Below are 18,773 nucleotides of genomic sequence, written 5' to 3' on the forward strand. Positions count from 1 at the left end.
ATGTTCATTTAACGTGCCGCTATACATTGCTTAAGCATCATGCAGGTGGCTCAGGAAAAATATGAACAGACTTTTTCAGCTCGCTCTATTTACTTTGACATTGATGACTACATCAGCTTATGCGGCGAATAGTGCGCCTGCCACCATTCGAATTGCCGTTCCGGATGCAGGCGGAAGCGACAAGCATGCTGCCGGAGGCGTGATAGATGTAATCCGTGAGCAACACTTGCTCGAGAAAGCATTTGAGAAAGATAAAATAACTATTGAGTGGCGATTTTTTAAAGGTGCTGGCCCAGTCATCAATGAGGCACTAGCGAATGATCAAGTCGATATTGCATACATGGGCGACCTGGCGGCTATCGTTGGGAAAGCTGGTGGGCTGGATACTCGTGTGTTATCCGTAGGTGTGCGCGGGATAAAAAGCTATCTAGCCGTTCGGCCTGGCTCCGAGATTAAGCAGTTGAGTGATTTGAAAGGCAAGCGCATAGCTGTATTTAGAGGCACTGCTCTTCAGTTATCATTTGTTAGCGCTCTGGCCAGCCAAGGGCTCTCGGAGCGTGACGTAAAAGTAATCAACTTAGATCCGAATGCGGCGAATGCGGCATTGGCCGCAGGCCAAATTGATGGAACCTGGGGGCTTTCCAATTTGATAGTTCTGCAGCAACGCGGTTTGGCAGAGCTTCCTGTCAATTCAAAAGAATTGCAGAATGCTGGGAGTACTCAGATCATGCTTCTTGGCACTGGAAAATTTGTTCGCGACTATCCAGAGCTCGTGACGCGACTGCTCGAGGTTCAAAAGCAAGCTTCAGATTGGTTAAGAGATGAACGCAACAAAAAAACTTACATCGAATTATTTACAAAAAACTCTTCATGGCCGCCATATGTCTTGGAGACCGAGCTGGCAGATGAGGATCTAGCGACTTACTTTGACCCGCGGCTCGATGCAGATTTTGTTTCGGGATTACAAAAGAGTATCGAGCTAGCCTTTAGTGAGCGTTTAATACGTCGCCGCTTTGAGGCCCGCGACTGGGTAGAACCAAGCTACATGAACAAAGTAATGGCCGAGAAAGCCACGGCTAAAGTTAACCCATAAATTCAGCCATAGTTGGGTGGTGTATGAGCGAAAAACCATTGAGTAGTTCTGAATATCAAAACGGGATAGAAATTATCCCAGTTGCTGGTCGTATTGGTGCTGAAGTTCGAGGAATTAAACTTTCCGGCAGCCTGGCAGCAGACGCAGTAGAGACTATCCAGGAAACGCTGGTTAAGTATAAGGTCATTTTCTTTCGCGGTCAGAATCATTTGGATGACCAAGAACAGGAGGCATTTGCTGAACTACTAGGCGAACCTGCTCGTCACCCTACGTTAGCTGCGGTAGGTGGCACTAAATATATGCTTGAGCTGGACGGCGATTCAGGCCGTCGTGCAGCGTCATGGCACACGGACGTAACCTTTATAGACGCTTACCCCAAAGCGTCTGTATTGCGCAGTATCATTTTACCTGAATCTGGCGGCGATACAGTTTGGGCGAATACCGCAAGCGCCTATGAAAACCTGCCAGCGCATCTCCGTGCCTTTGCCGATACGCTGTGGGCAATCCATACCAACGACTATGACTACATTCCTCCTACAGAAGGAATTAGGGATAAGCAAAGTAGTTTTTTGTCGACCATTTATGAGGCTGAGCATCCAGTAGTGCGAGTGCATCCGATCTCTGGCGAGCGGACACTGCAACTTGGTCATTTTGTTAAATATTTGAGAGGATATTCACTGGAAGATTCAAGGAAGCTAGTATCGCTGCTTCAGGGGCATGTAACTGCCCTAGAAAACACTGTGCGCTGGTGTTGGAGTCTGGGTGATGTAGCTATCTGGGATAATCGAGCAACCCAGCACTATGCGCTCAACGATTATGGTACGCAGCGGAGGCTGATGCGCCGCGTCACTTTAAAAGGTGAGGTGCCAGTGGCGGTGGATGGATCTCTGAGCCGATCAATACGCAAAGGCTGAATATCTCGCGATAAAGTTTGAAGTATGGCGTCAGGTTGTGCTGCCCTGGCGCCACTCAGACATTTACGATAGCTTCTCCTTAAATCTCTTTATCACTAGTAACTAATTGATTTATTAGTGCTCTTGCCATGGGTGATAAACCGATGTCAACACGGCTGACTATCCCGTAGCGTGTATAGAAAGCGTCCTCGTGTTCTGGTAGTAGATTCGCGAGTTTTAGAATGATCAATCGCGGATTCGCTTCTTGTTGTTGAAAATTGTTTGTGCATGCAATTCCGATTGCGTCAGATTGTTGAACGATGTTTATCAGGGCGTATCCATGTTCGCACTCTACCGTGGGGGTGAAGTCTCTACGCCCACTAAGCTCACATAGAAGCTTGTGAATTCTGGGAGGGTGAAATACTGTCGCTAGTGGGTACTGTAGTAGATCTTCCGCCCGCACTTCCTCCTTACAACTCAGAGGATGCCCTGCGCGGCAACAAAAGTTCCACCGCCTAGGTTTTATATGTGTTATTTTGTGGTTAGGGCTGGACTCAAACTCGTCACTATCGGCTATGAAAAAATCAATGTCCTCGGCAGAAAGCTTTTGTTTGAGACCTTGCCAGCTGTCTACTTGCAGATATGTCTTAACTGCCGGATATTCTGTAATGAAGCGCCCTACCGCAATTGCAACTAGCCCGCCCGCAGCTGCTGGGCCAGAACCGAATCTTACCAGGCCCGTGCTGGTTCCGCTAAAATCCTCAACCTCTCTGATCAAGCTGCGAGCGCCATGAACGATTTGTCGCGCGTGCTCAAGAACCAATAAGCCATGCCGTGTAGGGTTTAACCCCTTTTCACCTCTATCAACTAATCTGTATCCAATATTATTCTCTAGACTTTGTATGCTGCGACTGAATGCCGATTGAGACAAATGCACAGCTGCTGAAGCTGCAGCAAAACTGCGATGTTCGATTAGGGCAATAAAGTGACGAAGCTGGCGGAGATCAATATTCATGTACGTTTCACAGGCTACTAGTTATAAATTTGGTGATGTTATATCTTTCAAGTAATCAAGCCAAATAATTGATCGATCTATTGTTATTCCTTTTTGGAATGTACTTGAAGGGCAATTAAACGGCTCCGGTAATTCGGGTTGTCATTGAGTATATTAGAGCTGTTTCACGGTACTTATAAGTTGTTCTGTTTTTTAGAATAGCAAAGTCCCGGTAATGATTGTGAACTTATTCAAAAGGGATGGCCCGGATTATTAGGGCTGACAATTACAAGCATCGCAGCCGACTAGCCCGCGCTTGACGGGCTAGATCTTGAGCTTGAGCTTGACTAAAAAATCGGCTATTGAAATTCCTTGCTAAGCACGTAATTCATACAAACAAAAACAAAAATACGACGCCAAATTATTGGCATCGGCAGTCTAATGCCATGTCGCCGATGCATGCATACAAAGAAAACCGCAAAGCGTCACGCGCGTTCGAAATGCTCCGTAGTCGGATTCGTCCTTGTGATTCCGACGCGCTCCATGGGTTGTTGCCGCACCTCCAAACGCGCGATGTTTGGTAACCGATTTAATACCCAGGGGACAGCTAAGGACGCGCCGGCTGTCCTGAAGACTCGAGAGTGATGGCCGGCAGGAGTGGTCGTAATCGAGAATGACTCTCGTTATCATAGTGTTATTACATAACAGGAGTAGTGCTATGCAAGTCCTTTCATCGCTCAAGCAAGCCAAGAATCGCCATCGGGACTGCCAGGTAGTGAAGCGGCGCGGGAGACTCTACGTAATCTGCAAATCCAATCCGCGCTTAAGGCGCGGCAAGGTGGTGTGAAGAAAATGTGAAATCTTCTGAATGCCGGTCTCCCAGCCTTCGTTGATCGATGGATCAAGGTCTTCATTACGCGGCGGTACCTTGTAGGCAGCTGCACCTGTGCCTACCTGGAAAGTGCGGCCCCAGTTCGCATAAAAACTCGCAAACTTCCAGGGTGAGTAGACGACACTGAGCTTCGGCTGTTTGATAAGGCCATAGTCGTTGATGTCGTAATCTTGGTCGGTAAGCTTGTTAGTGAAATCGCCGCTGATCTTGTCGACGCGGGGCCGGGACAATCTTCAGCGACTCAAAGGGCTCGATTTCGGCCTGCACATAGGCTCCAACGGTATTGAAGTCGAAATCTTGGTCGCGAGTCTGAGTCTGCCGCACGCGGTTGATGGTGTTGTAGCGCTCGCTGCGGTTTTCCTGCTTCTGCATATCGCTACCGCCCTCCAGGGCGAAGGCGTGCAACCATTCAACCTCGGGCCGCCAGGTCAAGGAGGTGATGGCGCCGTATTGGGTCTCGTACCCATTGCACTGTTGCATTGGGTACTGCCTGTTGTTAGGAGTGAGGCGCTCCTGTGTAGAAGCTCAAGTCTCAGACAACGGGGAGTAACGGATTTTCTCATCGAGCGATTCGACTCTCCGGCTTTGGTCATGTGAGCTGAAGAAAGGGGGGGCAACCACGCAGCGCTTGTGATGGTGCGTTTGGCTTCAGCTGCTGTAATGGGGCCAGAGCGGGCCGTGCTCAAACGGGCGCCGAGCGGTAGCAGTGCCCAGCAGCGGGGGCTGTTGGGCGTCCGCTGCTACTGGACACGCCCAAGCGCCCTCTACTGGTACTGGTTTTCACTGATTTTTCGAGCTATTTCCACCGCGCCTTGCAGATCTAGGTGACTTGAGGCAAACGACCTCATCAAAAGCGGTCGAGGAAGAGCCCAGTCCCATTTCTCTCGGATCATGTTTTCCACGTTCTCGAGAATGGGCTCCAGATTAGAGACATCTAGCTGAGCGACGGTACGCAATGCTTTCAGTGAATCCTCCGCACCAAATGCGATGTCCAGAAAAAGTCCCGAGTTCTCACACTGGATGCCCACATGCCTCAGCAGCAAAGCCAAGGCATCATTGGTGTAGTCGCCTTGCCAAGTTACAAGATGGCTGGCGCTAGCCGATCCCACGATCGACTTTTCCCCGAGCCCGAGGGCATGAAATGTTTGCCGCGCTTCCTGGAGCAATGATTGGGCCTGCTTGTCCAGGAAAGGGCAGGGTGCTGTTTCCGAAAGAACACTCCGCATCTCCATTCGAACGCGATCGTGTATCTGAGCGCCCAAGCCGTCAAACTGGGGTGGCTCGCCGCCGCGCGTTGGGGTAACCACGATGACTTTGGCTTCAAGATCTACATCCTGAACCTGCCAGCGTCGGCCACCAAAGATGATTCTCTGCCCCTTGGAGAGTGGCCGGCTAACGGGCAGAGATCCCAGTGGTTTGCCATCTCTGAGCAGTCGGAACTCTTCATCGCTGGTAAAAGCGGTGTAGAACTCATAGTGATTGATCAGACGCTCACCCAGCTCACCTGGCAGGAGCAGACCAGAACTGTCCTGGACAATCAGCTCCTTCTCACCCATGCCCTTGAGCAGCAACATCAGATCGCCCTTCGTTACGCTCGCGAAGCTGCCGCTGGCAATGAGATCGTTCCACAGTTGGGCAGCGCTGGCGCCGCCCATTTGGGCAATGGTCGACAGGCATTGCTGAACGAGCGTGGAAGCATGCATTCCCTGCGAACGAGGGGGCTCAAACCAACCGGCCACCAGCAAGCGAATCATGGCAACGGTTTGCACCAACCCTTCACGCAGTTGATCGGAAAGGTCGGACTGATCCGTGAGCACGCGCTCCCGGCAGTAGCCTCTCAGGATGGCAGGCTCGCCTGCGCGCCGTCCCGATCTTCCGAGCCTTTGTCGCAGGCTAGCTACAGAGGGTGGGCATCCCACTTGGGCAACTGTTCTGATGTTTCCGATATCAATGCCTAGCTCAAGCGTCGTCGTGCAAATAGCAGAAGCGGGTGGATCGCCGGCTTTTAGGGCACGCTCAGCATCTTCTCGCAGCTCTTTTGAGAGGCTGCCATGGTGTGGCCAGAACTCGTTGAGAACGCCATCGTTTTCGCACAGCGACCGCAGTCGATCTGCAAACCACTCTACCTCTTGGCGCCGGTTAGGGAAGATCAGGTTGTTGTGCCCGCGTAAAACCTTGTAGAGATGTCCGGCGATCGCAACTTTAGAGCCTGACTCCTCGGTCTCCTCGTCTGTGGCATCTTCCTCAGAGGATTGTCGCTTACCATGGTCGGCAACCACCTGCTGCATTGGACGCTCGATGTAGCCGCGTACCTGAACTTGCAGCTCCTGGCCTGTCGACGTCGAGTTGATGACGGTGATCTGCTCAGGGTTGTTCGGCCTTAGAAACACCTGAGCCAGAGACATCTCACCCAAGGTGGCAGATAGGCCCACACGTGGAAGCTGCCTGCCAACGACTGTCTCCACGCGCTGCATCAAAGACTGCAATTGCTTTCCACGCTCGCTGCCAATGAACGCGTGAAGCTCATCCACGACGATGTAACGTAGGTTTTGAAAAACACCTGGCAAGCTTGAGCCTCGGTTCACGAAGAGTGCTTCAAGCGACTCAGGTGTGATCAGCAGAATGCCTTCAGGTGATTTGAGAAAGCGTTGTTTCTTGCTTGCGGACACGTCCCCATGCCACGCGACGACTGGAATCTCCAGTCGTTCGCACAGTCTGCTCAGCCTGTCCCATTGATCGTTGATCAAGGCTTTCAGGGGGCTGATGTAGAGCACCGCGCCTGCGGTGCTCGTATCGTTCAAGAGGTTGCTCAGGACGGGGAGGAAAGCGGCCTCGGTTTTACCTGCAGCAGTCGAGGCCGCGATGATGACGTCCTGGTCGGCGCCAATTAGGGCCGGCACCGCCCACTCCTGCGCATCGCGTAGCGACGTCCAGCCCTGCGACCAGATCCATTGCTGAACCTCAGGGTGCAGACGCTCGAATGATGAAGAATCAGAGCTTGAAACTGGCGAGCTCATCATCGGCCTCGACTTCTAGATCCTGCTGGGCTCCTTCATCCTTGGCCAACTCCACAGCGCCGACCAGCGACCGCCAATCTGCTCCAGGGTTTTGCTCGATCACCGCAAGTAAGCTGATGAACGCTGTGATCGTAGTCCTCGGCGTGCGGAAATAAGCCTCCCCCAGTCGCTGATTGCAGTGAGCCATGAAGGCTGGGATCGCTTCATCCGGCAGCAGGAATTTCTCAGGTTCACCGTAGGCGTACACGTGCCTGAGCTTTTGCAGCAGCACGAAGAAATCTTCGGGTGTCAGGCTGCTCAGTCGAATGACCGGGCCAGACAAGTCAACCAGGCCAGACTTGGCAAAGGTGTTTTCTGCCAGACGGGACTGGAGGGCAGGGTAGCTGTACAAGCCGCGGCGAGTGTCCATCAAGAATTCTGGTGTGCCGCCTAAGACAAAGCCGAGACCTTCTGCAGAACCCTGCAACGAGTCATTCAGAATGCGCAGGATCTGTTCGTAGTTGGCGTTACGGGCTTGGGTGTTCGCAAGCTTGTAGAGGTTGACCAACTCGTCGAGGCAGACCATCAAACCGCCAAAGCCTGCCAACCGCACAAAGCGCGCAAGCAGTTTCAACTGGTCGTAAACCGATGCGTCATCGACGATCGTGCGCACACCAAGTGCAGCTCGCGCATCTGTCTTGGTGGAGAATTCGCCACGCAGCCAGCGGATGGCATCTGCTTTCAGCTGTTCATTTCCCTCTTCGAAACCACGGCAGTAAGCTGCGATGACCTCGGCAAAGTCATAGCCATTAACCATCTCAGTGAGCTCTGCCAGGTACTCACGAATGACGGCTTCGCTTTCCACACCCTTGGCTTTGGCTTCAGACTTGGCCTGGGAAATGAATTTTTCGACGATGCCCTGGAGTGCACCACCATCGGGTTTCGTTCTTGTGGCCATGTTCTTGGCCAGCTCAGAATACAGCGACCGAGCTTGCCCACCGGAGGCATGGAGTCGACGATCCGGGTTCAGATCACCATGCATGGTGACTAGCTTGCGCTCCATGGCGATACCGCGCACCAGGTTCAGGAAGAAGGTCTTACCTGCACCGTACTCACCAACGACCACACGGAAGGCCGAACCACCATCGGCCAAGCGATCAACATCCTTGAGCAGCGAGTCGAGCTCGCCGGCTCGGCCCACCTGAATCAAATGCTGGCCAACGCGAGGTACAACGCCTGCACGTAGTGACTGGATGACCGCGTCGCGATCCTTGGCACGTATCTTACTCATAGGGCTAATTCGTCCAGAATTTCGGGATTGATTTCGATCGGGTCGTCGCCTTCGGTCACCGGCATGTCGAAGAGCTCGAAGGCGGTGTCGTTAATCCGCTCCAATGCACCGTCCAGCATGAGCTCCATATCGCTCGCGGCGTCCTCAAGCTCGGCACGACTCCATTCGGTTCGTGAAACCAAGAGACGCAGGAACGCGGAGTGTTCCACATCCAGCCCGTGAACAGTGGCAAGCTGCTCGGCTGCGCTTTCTTCAACGTCCTGAGTGACTTCAGGCGATTGGACATTGTTAGTTTCAGCGGTCGCCTCGTCGCTGAACACGCTGGCGAGCAGGGCTGATACTTCAGCGGTCTCCTGCTGCAGGCGAGCGACTTTGTGCATGTCCAGGACAAAGCCTGCGTCGGCTTTGTGTGCAGAGTTGCTAGCTATCGTTGGGCTTGTAGCCCCGGTCACTGTTTCCACCTGCCGAGCAGGCAGTACCGCAGCACTGTGCAAATCGCTGTAGACGAATTGCGGATCCAGCGACAACGACTTGTAAACTCGCTCAAGCAGCTTCACTTCTTGCGGCGTGACCTCGCCGTCTGCCTGGGCCAGGTGGGCCAGGAAGCTCGCAATTTTTCGCTTAGCCTCTGCAGTTAAAGGCTCCAGCTTCTTCTTGAGGCTCGCCAGGGTAGGGGGCTGTTTCAGCTGAATTTGCAGGTGGGCTTTCAAGCGCTTGCGGTGGGCCACACAGAGGTGATCCCACGAGTCGATGTGCCCAGACAATAAGCTCACTTCTTCGAGAGAGGTGTCACCATCTGCCGCAGCGACAGCGCTGGCCAGATCAAGGGTCACAGCTGCAGCGTTGTAGGCGTCCGATGAGCGAAGAGAGCCTTCCTCCGATTCAGCGGCGAACAGAGCGATGGTGTCTTCAGCTTTAGGGGTGCGGCTACCGGAAAGCACATCGGGCTCCAAGCCAATGCGCTTGCTCTCCAGTGCACGGGCCAGCGCGATCACCTTGTCACGTGAAAGCGCGCCGGCGGATTTGAATCGCCCGGCCAACTCGCCGAAGCTCATGCAAATAGTTTCACCGCCCACACGTTGCGCAAGCTGATCGAGCTCAGTTTGAGCCTCTGCTGGCCAGAGTTCAGTGGGTAGCTGAAGGATGGCTTCAAGCGAGCCCGCTGCATCCGGGTTGCGCCCCAGGTACCGGCTATAAGGGTCGAGCACGTTCGTGCAGTCTTCAACGATAACCTGCAGCTTGTTTCGGGTGCCAGAGGTGGCGCTCACGTCCGGTAAGTCACCCACGGATTCAGCCGGAATGTTCAGTGTCGCTGAGGCTGGGCGATAGGCGGTTTTGAGCTTGGTTTTGTTCTGAGCCAGCGCGATCCCGTTGGGGTAGCGCTTTGCGAACTCGTTTTTGAAGAGTGCTGCAAATTGCTCCGGGCAACGAGTCACAGGTGTGCGCCTGGAGATGTTTGGCTCTGACTGCGCCCAGGCCAATGCCCAACTTGGATTCAGTGGGAATTTATCCACGGCCATCTGACCCAGAGCGACGCGAAGTGACATCGGCAGTTCATAACCGTCGGCGCTCATGGTGGGCGGCTCGCTCAAATAGCTTTGAGCTTGGAGCGAGCCTGATTCGAGATGAGCGAGGAAGCGTGTTGCGTAGCCGCGGAAGGAAGAGTTGCCGCCGTAGAGATCTATCAGACGCCTCACTTCGGCTTTGATCGCAGGCAGTTCAGCCTTCGCCTGTGGGTCGGTTGGCGCATCAATCAGCGCACGCCGTTCAAGCCCATAGAAGAACAGGAATACGTACCCGGCATCGGCTGGCTGACGACGTCCACCGGCCAGCCATTGCAGATAGGCCCGACGTGCCTCTGGCGTGATGCTCTTGTAGCTAGGCCAGTAGGGCATTTGCCGATCAGTGAGGCTCATGGGGGATCGTGCAACTCGAAGGGTTGCATCAAGCAAAGAAGGCTCGGAATGACCGAATTGGGTTGCGCGTTCGGTGATGTAGAGCATCCCGCCTGGTATGGAGAGCCCTGCGACGTTGAATGATTCGCCTTCTGCGAGCCAACGTACACCAATCGGCTGAGGGGGCTTGGGAATGGCGAAGCCTTGATTAGACGGAGTGCCTACTTGAACTGTATGGAATTCAGGTTCGCGCGCGCGCGTGCTTGCTGCGTTGAACTGGACGGAAACACTAGGTGAGTTTGCTTGCAGGGGAGCTGCGGCAATTTCAGCCATGAGCGCATCCTCTGCGTCATTCGGATTGTCGCGGGAGGGGCGCCTGATGGCCCATACCAACACCCTAATGCCCAGGATGACTCCGAGTGCAATCCATACCTGCTTCGGAATCTGCGCCAAGAGGGCAACGACGAATAACAAGGCGTACAGAGCGATCGGCCCGCCGCCGCTCCCTTTTCGCTTCCGTGGCATACGAGTGTTCCATGATGTGGGTAATGGCCAAATGACATTCTTACGGATTTTTTAAGGCCGGCCAAGCCTATTAGACGAAGGGGAGGGGCATTGCGCAGCCTCGTGGAGTGGGTTCACGAGATTTGGACGGCGTTTGTAAGGGCACTGTAAGCCGTGCTACCTCCCTCCCGGGCATGGCAGGATGGTAGAAAATTATTAACTGAGTTAATGGTTTGGTGAGTTGTTGTTTGATAATGTATTCGGTAGTGCGCTTTTTTTGTGTCGCTTAATCCTCGAAGTGGCTGCGCGTGTCCGAGCTCTAACATTGTTGTTTGTAATTTTGTTTTAATGTGTCGTTAGATGAACTTCTGTGGTGCTGTTCCGTGCTTTTGTACTGCTTTTTTAAGCTGGGGCGTATTGCTCCTCCAGTACATTGCTGTCATGAAGCTATTGCTCGGTAAGCTGAGTCTTGCCCTCTCGTGTCGCTATAGCTGTCTCTTTGATCCAGGTAATGGAAGTTGTTACGGGATTGCTCATGCCACACCTTCTTGCAGTCTTTGTAAACTGAAGATGCTTCGATAGGGTCTGGCATGCTGGGGATGTTCTTTTTTAGAAAATATAGCGTATTAGTGAAGGTTTTAACCCAGCGATCTCTTGTTGGGAAAGTGCCGCTCACAAAATTATCTGAAAGTAATGCGCCGACGAATCCTTGAATGATCCCTCTAAATTTTTCATGTGAAAGCGTCGTGAAGTTAAATGGGGTTTGCGTGAGATCGCAATAGCACTCAAAGAGTTTTAGCGCCGTCGGGCAATTAGGTTGCTTGTGCGCAAGCGCCTGCTCCTTCATCAAGTTCACAAAAGCCTCGGGCAGGATGCGGTGCTGGTAGCCCCTCAAGCGGTCGTGTGTGTCAATAATCAATTTTGTCTTCCTCAATATAAATAGCGCGCGCGGGAGGCCGTGCGAGGCAGGCGCTGTCCCCGTGCAGATAACGGCTAGAGGTGCCAAGCCGATTGCAGAATTTGTCGGGTGCGGTCAGTGGGAGGGGCGTATGGAGCGGCAGGGTGCTATGGCGAGAGAGGAGGTTGGTGGGTGGAGCTGCAAGGAGGGCGTGATGGCCATCTGATTCGGGCGCGAAGCTTGATTGGTCGCTAGGCCTCGGAATACGTGGGCTTGAGGGTTATTGTTGATGGTCGTCAACATGGTTTTTCCTTGCTGTGATTGCTTCTATGTCAGGTACAATAGGGCATTCAGACGTAGTTGACAAGATCATGCATTCCACAAAAGCTCCGAAGTTTATACATCGTTTTTGATCCAAATGCGCTGGATGGTAAAGATGCACATTTCGTTGGTCGACGTGATTTAGGGAGTAATGAAAGGGGGCGTTTTTCCATTTACGCTGCTCAGCAAGACGGGGGTGTTCTCACTCAGCCCACCTCGGAGGCTCTTATTTCAAATGAAACACCGATGCTCGACGGGACGCCATTCAACACATGGTTTAATTGCCCAAGATCTACAAGTAAGCCCTGTTTGCTATCACCATATTTTGATGAATCCTCTGGTCGTAAAACACTTATAACGACCATTTCCTTTCCGCTCATTGATATGGGCAAAGTAATAGGGGTGGTCGGAATGGATATCAGCTTGGAATCAATTCAAAGCCTTGTTGTTGCTGGGAGTCGTAAGCTATTTGGAGGGGCGGGGAGCGTAAAAGTTGTTTCCCCCACAGGGCTCCTAGCTGGGAATAGTGACGATGGAGGGAAATTGGGGGGCAAAGTCGATTTTTCGCAAGGGATGGGGTTTGTTGATGGCGAGAGATCAGCTTCTGGGAAATCGTCTGGGATATTTAGAGCCGCTGCGGATGTCCAGCCCATTCCTGGTTCTGTGGCTTGGAAAGTAATCGTGGATGTGGCCAGAGATGTTGTTATGCAGCCCGCGAGTCGTCTTCAAGCGCGATTGGACCACCGCACTCACGAAAATAATCTTTGGACAGTGTTTTGGGGGTGTTTGACGGCGTTAGGGGGTCTAACGGCTGTTTTTATCATTGCCAGGCGCATTGTTCTTCCGATTGAGGATGTGTCTAAAATGCTCCGAGATATTGCGGGCGATGGTGGCGACTTAACCAAACGTCTGCTTCATGATAGACAAGACGAACTGGGTAGTCTTGTCGCAGGTTTCAATAATTTTCTAGATAAGCTCCAACCTATGATGGCTAATTTACAAAGGCTTGTGGGCGATGCCCATGACAACGCGAGGCAGTCATCACTAATCGCCTCGGCTATCAACAGTGATATGCAGCAGCAACTTCAAGAGGTTGAACAGGCAGCAACTGCTTCCAATCAAATGAGTACTTCTGCCCAAGAGGTAGCTATCAATGCTTCGCTCACTGCTAATGCAGCACGGGACGCGAGTACCGCCGCCCATCGCGGACAAGGTGTGGTAGAGGCCGCCACGGTAGAAATGCAACGGTTAGCTTCTGCGATTGATGACGCGATGGTTGAAATTGATGTGTTGTCCACTAGTAGCGAAAGGATTGGTTCGGTTTTATCTGTGATAACCGCTGTCGCTGATCAAACCAATTTGCTTGCCTTGAATGCCGCTATAGAGGCTGCGCGGGCAGGTGAGGCTGGGCGGGGTTTCGCTGTCGTAGCTGATGAAGTGCGTAGACTAGCGAAAAGCACCAGACAGTCAACATCGGAGATTCGAGTAGTGGTTGAAGAGCTTCAATTAAATAGTCGAGAAACCGTCGCCGCTATGCGTAAAGGCGCAGCGTTTGCAGGGGCGGCGTTGAAGAATTCTAGAAATGCGACCGAGGCGTTCGGCCAGATCCGACCCGCGGTAAGCGTTATTACCGATATGACTGTACAAATTGCAGCAGCATCTGAAGAACAAAGCAGGGTTGCTGATGAAGTGAGCCGCAACGCGGCTGTTATACGCGATGTCACTGAGTCACTTACGATCCAAGCCAGTCACTCTCAGACAGTGAGCAGTGCGATCAGCTCGGTAGCTGCTCGGCAGCAAGCTTTAGCCGCCCAGTTTCGTACATGAACTTGTAAGGCAGGGGGCGGCACTCAATGACCGTAGAGCCAGCGACCTTAGTAGTGACGGCGTTTCCAACCTTGCGAAACTGGCCTCCGACAACGCTGTGCTTTGGGGGCTGTGCTCCGGTGCAACCTGATGTGGCATACCTGAACGAGTGGGCATTGATAGACGGTCCACCGGAAGTTTCCACACTGGCGAAACCAAAGAATCTTCAACAAAATGCTCAAGCGATTACATCCTTCAGCTCTAGGCAAAAGGTCTGATTGATCTGAACACCGGATCTGTCGATTCAACAGCCGTAGGAGCTACCCGGGCCTCCGGTGCAGGGAAAAAGGGGCTGAAGAACCATATTACCACGCACTATGACGAAGTCAGCGTGGGACAACGACGGAAACTCACACGGGCCGTGACGCTCGCGGCCTACATCCATTTCACGCTCTCAGGCGGAAACGCCAGCGACGATTCCTACGCTCAATGACTGTTGGATGGTGTCCACTTTTTGAGGCAGTTGCTATGCCCGCTCACTTTTCTCGCTAGACCAAAAACAGCAGATCGTTTGATCTGAATAGGTGATCGCCCATGCGATATGAGCTTGCAGCCCTTCCAGGTCGAGACTTCCACGACCCTTGCAGCGATAAAGCATCCCCCATCTGAGGGATGGTGGCGTACGGCCTAAATGGTGATACTGATCCTAGGCGCTGCCACGCTTAAGCGACAGGCCTTAATCTGACCCGCGACAAGAAAAATAAGAATTGTCCAACGTGGAGCTGATCATGCTCAGCAATGCACCATCTGACGTGACCATTACCTCTCATCAGCTGTTCGCTTTCAGCATGTGCGCGTTGAAGCTAGCTCAGTTGGCCTCAGAACAAGCAATTGAGGACTTCAATCTGCTCGCTTTAAGCGAATTGTGCAATGTAGTTTCTTTCGACAAAGCCTGGTGGGGGCGCGCCATTATGAGCAATGGCATGCCCAATGAGGGCAGCTACCACCTGTTCAACCTCCCACGTAGTTATCTGGATGATTGGCACTCCATTCGAGAGGAAGACATTTCAATCGCAATGGTCAACGCTGCCCCAGACACAGCGATAGCCATAGACACGGAAAAGGCCACAGAAGGTCTTAAATGGCTAGGCCGTCAACATAATTTCCGCGAGTACCTATGCGTGATACATCGAGACAGGCGCACTCAGATATTCGACCACTTAACGCTCTACAGGGCGCCAGCATCCAAGCCCTTTACGCCTATAGATAAGTTTCTTGTCGAAAACCTCATGAAGCATCTAATTTCATCCGTGACAAGCAATGAAATCAGAACGCTCGTTGCCAAGAGGAGCACTATTGATAACTCTCGCAACCTGGCGTTGGGTGTGTCAGATGTTTATGGAAATCTACGTTCATCAGAACACGGATTCACGGATCTCCTCTTGACGGAGTGGCCAACTTGGAAAGGACCCAAGCTACCGTCGGCTATAATAGGGCAGAGTTACAGGGGCGAACGTATTTTCGTCGAAGCGTCCCCAATTGGGGATCGATTCTTGCTCTCTGCCAAATCCATTCCATCCTTTCCTCAACTTAGCCTGCGTCAAAATGAAGTAGCCGTTCGGTTTGGGGAGGGCATGAGTTATAAGGAAATCGCACGGGAACTTGGCCTCGCCCCACATACAGTAAGACATCATATAAAGAATATATATTCAAAACTAGGCATTCGAGATAAGGCCAGTATCGCGCAACTTCAAAACTACTCAGTATAAAAATTTCGGATATACCCGTCATGCAGTAGCATGGTGCGGCTTTGCTCTGCCATAAAACCATAACTCAAAATGGGAGGGAACATGTCCTTGACACGACTACTGTCGGGCGCAGCCTTTACTGCACTACCATTCACAGCATCGGCTGTAGACTTAAATGCGCGAGATTTCTTCACGGCCCCTGCGGGAACTGAACTGGGGATTTTGTACCTACCCGCTACCCGAGCCAGAAACTTTCATGGCCCCGCAGACGTGTATGGAAAGGCAGAGCTGCGGACAAACGTCCTGGCCGCAAGATACGTATACTTTACTGATGTCTGCGGTGTTCTATGCACACCACAAGTCATCATTCCTTACGCTGATATTGATGCAAGACTCCCAGGCGCTACTGCCCACTCAAGTAAACGCGGCATAGCTGACCCACAAATCGGTGCAACGCTGTTCTTCATAAACGATTCTGCCTCCCGAACTTATAGCGGACTTTTCTCCTTACTCACCGTCCCATTGGGCGAATACCATAGTAGCCAGCCGGATGTTTCTCCTGGTGGCAATCGATGGGGATTAAACTTTGTTTACAACTATACCATGGGCATCGGAAAAAAATGGGTTATCGAAGGCAATGCAGAGGCCCAGTTTTTCGGCAAAAACGATGACTATGCGGGTCAAGAATTGAAACAAAAACCTGTATACCGATTTCAAGGATTTGCCTCTTACGACTTCACCGACTCCACCTTTGGTTCGCTAAAGTTTGTCCATGGAACAGGCGGCGATCTGAGGCTTAACAATCGAACCTTGGATGATACGGATCAAAAGTACACTCAGATAGGGTTTGAAATAGGGCATTGGTTCACTCGGCGCAACCAGCTGTTGATCTCCGTCTCACGCAACGTAGAGACAGAAAACGGCTTTCATGGAAGCCAGGGCCTGTTACGCATTGTTCACGCATTTTAAGAGACCGCCGATGAATACTAAAATTGGTAGTTCGTTCTTGCTCATTGCAGCCATCGTTGCCTTTGCCGCCATTGCCCCAGCCGTGCTGATGACCGCTCCTGCTGTAGCCGCCCAGTTATCTTACGAGCTCTACCTTCGGCCAGAGCAAATTGGGTATCTTTTCTCTACAGAATTGGGCGCATTAAGCCTTGCAACGGTTCCTGCTTACTGGTGGCTGAAGAAGATAGATTGGCGCCTTGCCGCATTCATAGCGGGTGTCGCGCTCTGTCTGGGCAATCTGGGGTCAATGTTTGTACACACTTACTCTGATCTGCTGATGGCCCGGGCGTTCAGCTCGTTTGCCGGGGGCTCGCTGATGATCATCTGTGTATCCAGCGCGGCGCTGACCCAAAACCCCAGCCGAATTTACGGCGTTTGGGTCATGGGACAGCTTGTGCTGGGTGCCATAGGGCTTGCCGTCTTGCCGAAAGTCTACGCGAACTTTGGTCTAGCAGGTGGATATGCGGGGCTCGCTCTTATAGGCCTACTCATCCTTCCGCTCTGCAAAGCCTTCCCCCCGCAACGACCCATTACGCCGCAGGAAAATCTAGCGCGAAACGCTTCTTCCAAAGGAAGGATCGCTCTTGCGATCAGCGGTTTGCTGGGGTTTTACATTTCCTTGTCGGCAGTTTGGACATTCATCGGATCTGTAGCAGCAGAAGCCGAGCTCGATGGACAGTCTGTCACCAGCATTCTGTCTGTTGCAACTGTGATGGGCATCGTAGGCGCGGCATTGGCGGCAATGATTGGCGAACGAGTGCGCCGAGAAGTGCTGCTGTGCACCGGGTTCGGGATGATGTTCGTCGCAATCGTCGTGCTGCTGGATCTTCCGAACCTAACTCGATTCGCCGTTGCAGCAATGCTCTTCAAGTTCACCTGGACTTACGTATTGCCCTCGATCCTGGCATGCCTGGCAGACCTAGATGAGTCCGGCCAAACCATGAACACCTGCAACCTCGTCATCGGGGCCGGCTTGGCCATCGGGCCAGCCATTGCGGGTCGCCTTATCGAGCAGACCGGCAGTTTCGTACCTGTTCTCACGGGTGCAGCTGTGATCACAGCCCTCTCTGTTCTTCCGATCCTGATCAGCAGGCATAAACGGGAACCCAAGATCAGCACCAACCCACTATGAAAGTTCATTTGGAGTCAATTGATATGAGCAAGCGCACTTCGTTCTTTTTCGACGAGCGAGCCTTCTGGCACAGCGCCGGACAGTATAACGCCATGATCCCCGTTGGCCGCTGGGTTCAGCCGTCCTCAGCAGGCGGCTACGTGGACTCGCCCGAGTCCAAGCGTCGACTGAAAAACCTCATGGATGTAGCAGGTTTGAGCGCCAAGCTCAGCATGTGCAGCGGCGAAGCGGCGTCTGAGCGCGATCTCTTGCGCATTCACCCCCAAGCATACGTAGATCGGTTCAAGGAGCTGAGCAAGGCCGGCTCCGGCGAGCTTGGCTTCCATGCGCCAGTGGGGCCTGGAAGCTATGAAGTTGCGGCCATTTCGGCAGGGTTGGCCATCGCTGCTGTACAGGCAGTGTTTAAAGGTGATGCGGACAATGCGTACGCCTTGTCCCGGCCTGCAGGGCATCACTGCCTGCCAGACCAGGGAATGGGAGCATGTTTGCTAGCGAACATAGCCATTGCGATCGAAGCCGCGAAAGCGGACGGAGGCCTCGGAAAAGTGGCCGTTCTGGACTGGGACGTACACCATGGGAACGGGACGCAGTCGATTTTCTACAGTCGCTCCGACGTCCTGACATTGTCTATTCATCAGGAAGGCTGTTTTCCCCCCGGCTATAGCGGAGCCGAGGATCGAGGCGTAGGCGACGGTGAAGGCGCCAACATAAACATCCCCCTACTGCCAGGATCTGGTCATGCATCGTATATCGAAGCAATGCGCCGTATCGTCATTCCCGCGCTTGAGCGCTTTAAGCCTGACCTGATCATCGTCGCAAGCGGTTTCGATGCCAACGCGGTCGACCCGATGGCCAGAATGCTGCTGCATAGCGACAGCTTCCGGGAGATGACGCGGATGGTGAAGGATGCTGCGCAGCGACTCTGCAATGGGCGTTTGGTCGTTGTTCATGAGGGAGGATATTCGGAGGCATACGTACCGTTCTGCGCCCTGGCAGTGGTGGAAGAGCTCTCGGGTGTGCGTACTGAAGTTGATGATCCCTTGCGAGACTGGATTGAGCAGCAACAGCCCAGAACTGCTCAGCGTGATTTGCAAAGCGAGCTGATAAGCCAGATGGTCAACGATCTCGGGCTTCCTATGGATGGCTAAGCGGTATTGACTAAGCGGCATCGATAAAGCCAGGAGTTAGAGCCAGGCGTTAGAACCTTGTGCCAAAGCCCGGCGTGCTGACTTCGGCTTTATCAAACGAGTCCGTAAGAACACACGGAGCATCAAGATGGTGCGTAAAAATCCTGCCGTCACA

General features: G+C 52.8%; 13 protein-coding genes and 2 pseudogenes. 9 read left to right on the forward strand and 6 right to left on the reverse strand.

Going from position 1 to position 18,773, the window contains the following annotated elements; genetic code table 11:
• Window positions 1-61 precede the first annotated feature (61 nt).
• Both IAE38_RS17690 and IAE38_RS17695 read left to right on the forward strand, forming a co-directional pair.
• Window positions 62-1,093 (forward strand): ABC transporter substrate-binding protein, encoded by a 1,032-nt coding sequence (locus IAE38_RS17690; protein WP_201218460.1) that lies wholly within the window; start codon window positions 62-64, stop codon window positions 1,091-1,093.
• A gap of 23 nt (window positions 1,094-1,116) precedes the next feature.
• Window positions 1,117-2,007: a TauD/TfdA dioxygenase family protein gene (locus IAE38_RS17695; protein WP_201165000.1), complete on the forward strand. Its 891-nt coding sequence runs from the start codon at window positions 1,117-1,119 to the stop codon at window positions 2,005-2,007.
• Window positions 2,008-2,086: 79 nt separating this feature from the next.
• Here the strand turns inward: IAE38_RS17695 and IAE38_RS17700 are convergent, their stop codons facing one another.
• Window positions 2,087-3,001: a LysR family transcriptional regulator gene (locus tag IAE38_RS17700; protein ID WP_201218462.1), complete on the reverse strand. Its 915-nt coding sequence runs from the start codon at window positions 2,999-3,001 to the stop codon at window positions 2,087-2,089.
• A gap of 697 nt (window positions 3,002-3,698) precedes the next feature.
• On the opposite strand from IAE38_RS17700, the gene ykgO reads away from it, so the two are divergent.
• Window positions 3,699-3,827, forward strand: a complete 129-nt coding sequence (gene ykgO, locus IAE38_RS17705; RefSeq protein WP_201165004.1) for a type B 50S ribosomal protein L36 — start codon at window positions 3,699-3,701, stop codon at window positions 3,825-3,827.
• A gap of 17 nt (window positions 3,828-3,844) precedes the next feature.
• On the opposite strand, the pseudogene IAE38_RS17710 reads toward ykgO, so the two are convergent.
• From IAE38_RS17710 to IAE38_RS17730, 5 genes and pseudogenes are all read right to left on the reverse strand, one after another.
• Window positions 3,845-4,340: pseudogene (locus IAE38_RS17710) on the reverse strand (TonB-dependent receptor domain-containing protein); the annotation flags it as partial.
• 296 nt (window positions 4,341-4,636) lie between these two features.
• Window positions 4,637-6,820: a DEAD/DEAH box helicase gene (locus IAE38_RS17715; RefSeq protein WP_328822898.1), complete on the reverse strand. Its 2,184-nt coding sequence runs from the start codon at window positions 6,818-6,820 to the stop codon at window positions 4,637-4,639.
• Between the two features lie 43 nt (window positions 6,821-6,863).
• Window positions 6,864-8,159 carry an ATP-binding protein gene (locus IAE38_RS17720; protein ID WP_201198410.1) on the reverse strand — a complete coding sequence of 432 codons (1,296 nt, stop codon included), beginning with the start codon at window positions 8,157-8,159 and terminating at the stop codon, window positions 6,864-6,866.
• Window positions 8,156-10,579 carry a tellurite resistance TerB family protein gene (locus IAE38_RS17725; RefSeq protein ID WP_201218464.1) on the reverse strand — a complete coding sequence of 808 codons (2,424 nt, stop codon included), beginning with the start codon at window positions 10,577-10,579 and terminating at the stop codon, window positions 8,156-8,158. The genes IAE38_RS17720 and IAE38_RS17725 overlap by 4 nt, the downstream gene beginning before the upstream one ends.
• A gap of 418 nt (window positions 10,580-10,997) precedes the next feature.
• Complete coding sequence (locus tag IAE38_RS17730) at window positions 10,998-11,477, reverse strand: hypothetical protein (protein WP_201218466.1); 480 nt, start codon at window positions 11,475-11,477, stop codon at window positions 10,998-11,000.
• A gap of 339 nt (window positions 11,478-11,816) precedes the next feature.
• Between IAE38_RS17730 and IAE38_RS17735 the strand changes: the two genes are divergently transcribed.
• From IAE38_RS17735 to IAE38_RS17755, 6 genes and pseudogenes are all read left to right on the forward strand, one after another.
• Window positions 11,817-13,604 (forward strand): methyl-accepting chemotaxis protein, encoded by a 1,788-nt coding sequence (locus IAE38_RS17735; protein ID WP_442968306.1) that lies wholly within the window; start codon window positions 11,817-11,819, stop codon window positions 13,602-13,604.
• A gap of 91 nt (window positions 13,605-13,695) precedes the next feature.
• A pseudogene (locus IAE38_RS23920) lies at window positions 13,696-14,073 on the forward strand (IS5/IS1182 family transposase); the annotation flags it as partial.
• 298 nt (window positions 14,074-14,371) lie between these two features.
• Window positions 14,372-15,352 (forward strand): helix-turn-helix transcriptional regulator, encoded by a 981-nt coding sequence (locus tag IAE38_RS17740; RefSeq protein ID WP_201218468.1) that lies wholly within the window; start codon window positions 14,372-14,374, stop codon window positions 15,350-15,352.
• 81 nt (window positions 15,353-15,433) lie between these two features.
• A complete protein-coding gene (locus tag IAE38_RS17745) occupies window positions 15,434-16,300 on the forward strand; it encodes a transporter (RefSeq protein ID WP_201218469.1) in 867 nt (288 codons plus the stop codon).
• A gap of 10 nt (window positions 16,301-16,310) precedes the next feature.
• Window positions 16,311-17,471 (forward strand): MFS transporter, encoded by a 1,161-nt coding sequence (locus IAE38_RS17750; protein ID WP_201218470.1) that lies wholly within the window; start codon window positions 16,311-16,313, stop codon window positions 17,469-17,471.
• 23 nt (window positions 17,472-17,494) lie between these two features.
• A complete protein-coding gene (locus IAE38_RS17755) occupies window positions 17,495-18,619 on the forward strand; it encodes a class II histone deacetylase (RefSeq protein ID WP_201218477.1) in 1,125 nt (374 codons plus the stop codon).
• Window positions 18,620-18,773: the final 154 nt, after the last annotated feature.

The sequence above is a fragment of the Pseudomonas sp. S32 genome (genome assembly GCF_016648095.1).
GTDB lineage: Bacteria > Pseudomonadota > Gammaproteobacteria > Pseudomonadales > Pseudomonadaceae > Aquipseudomonas > Aquipseudomonas parafulva.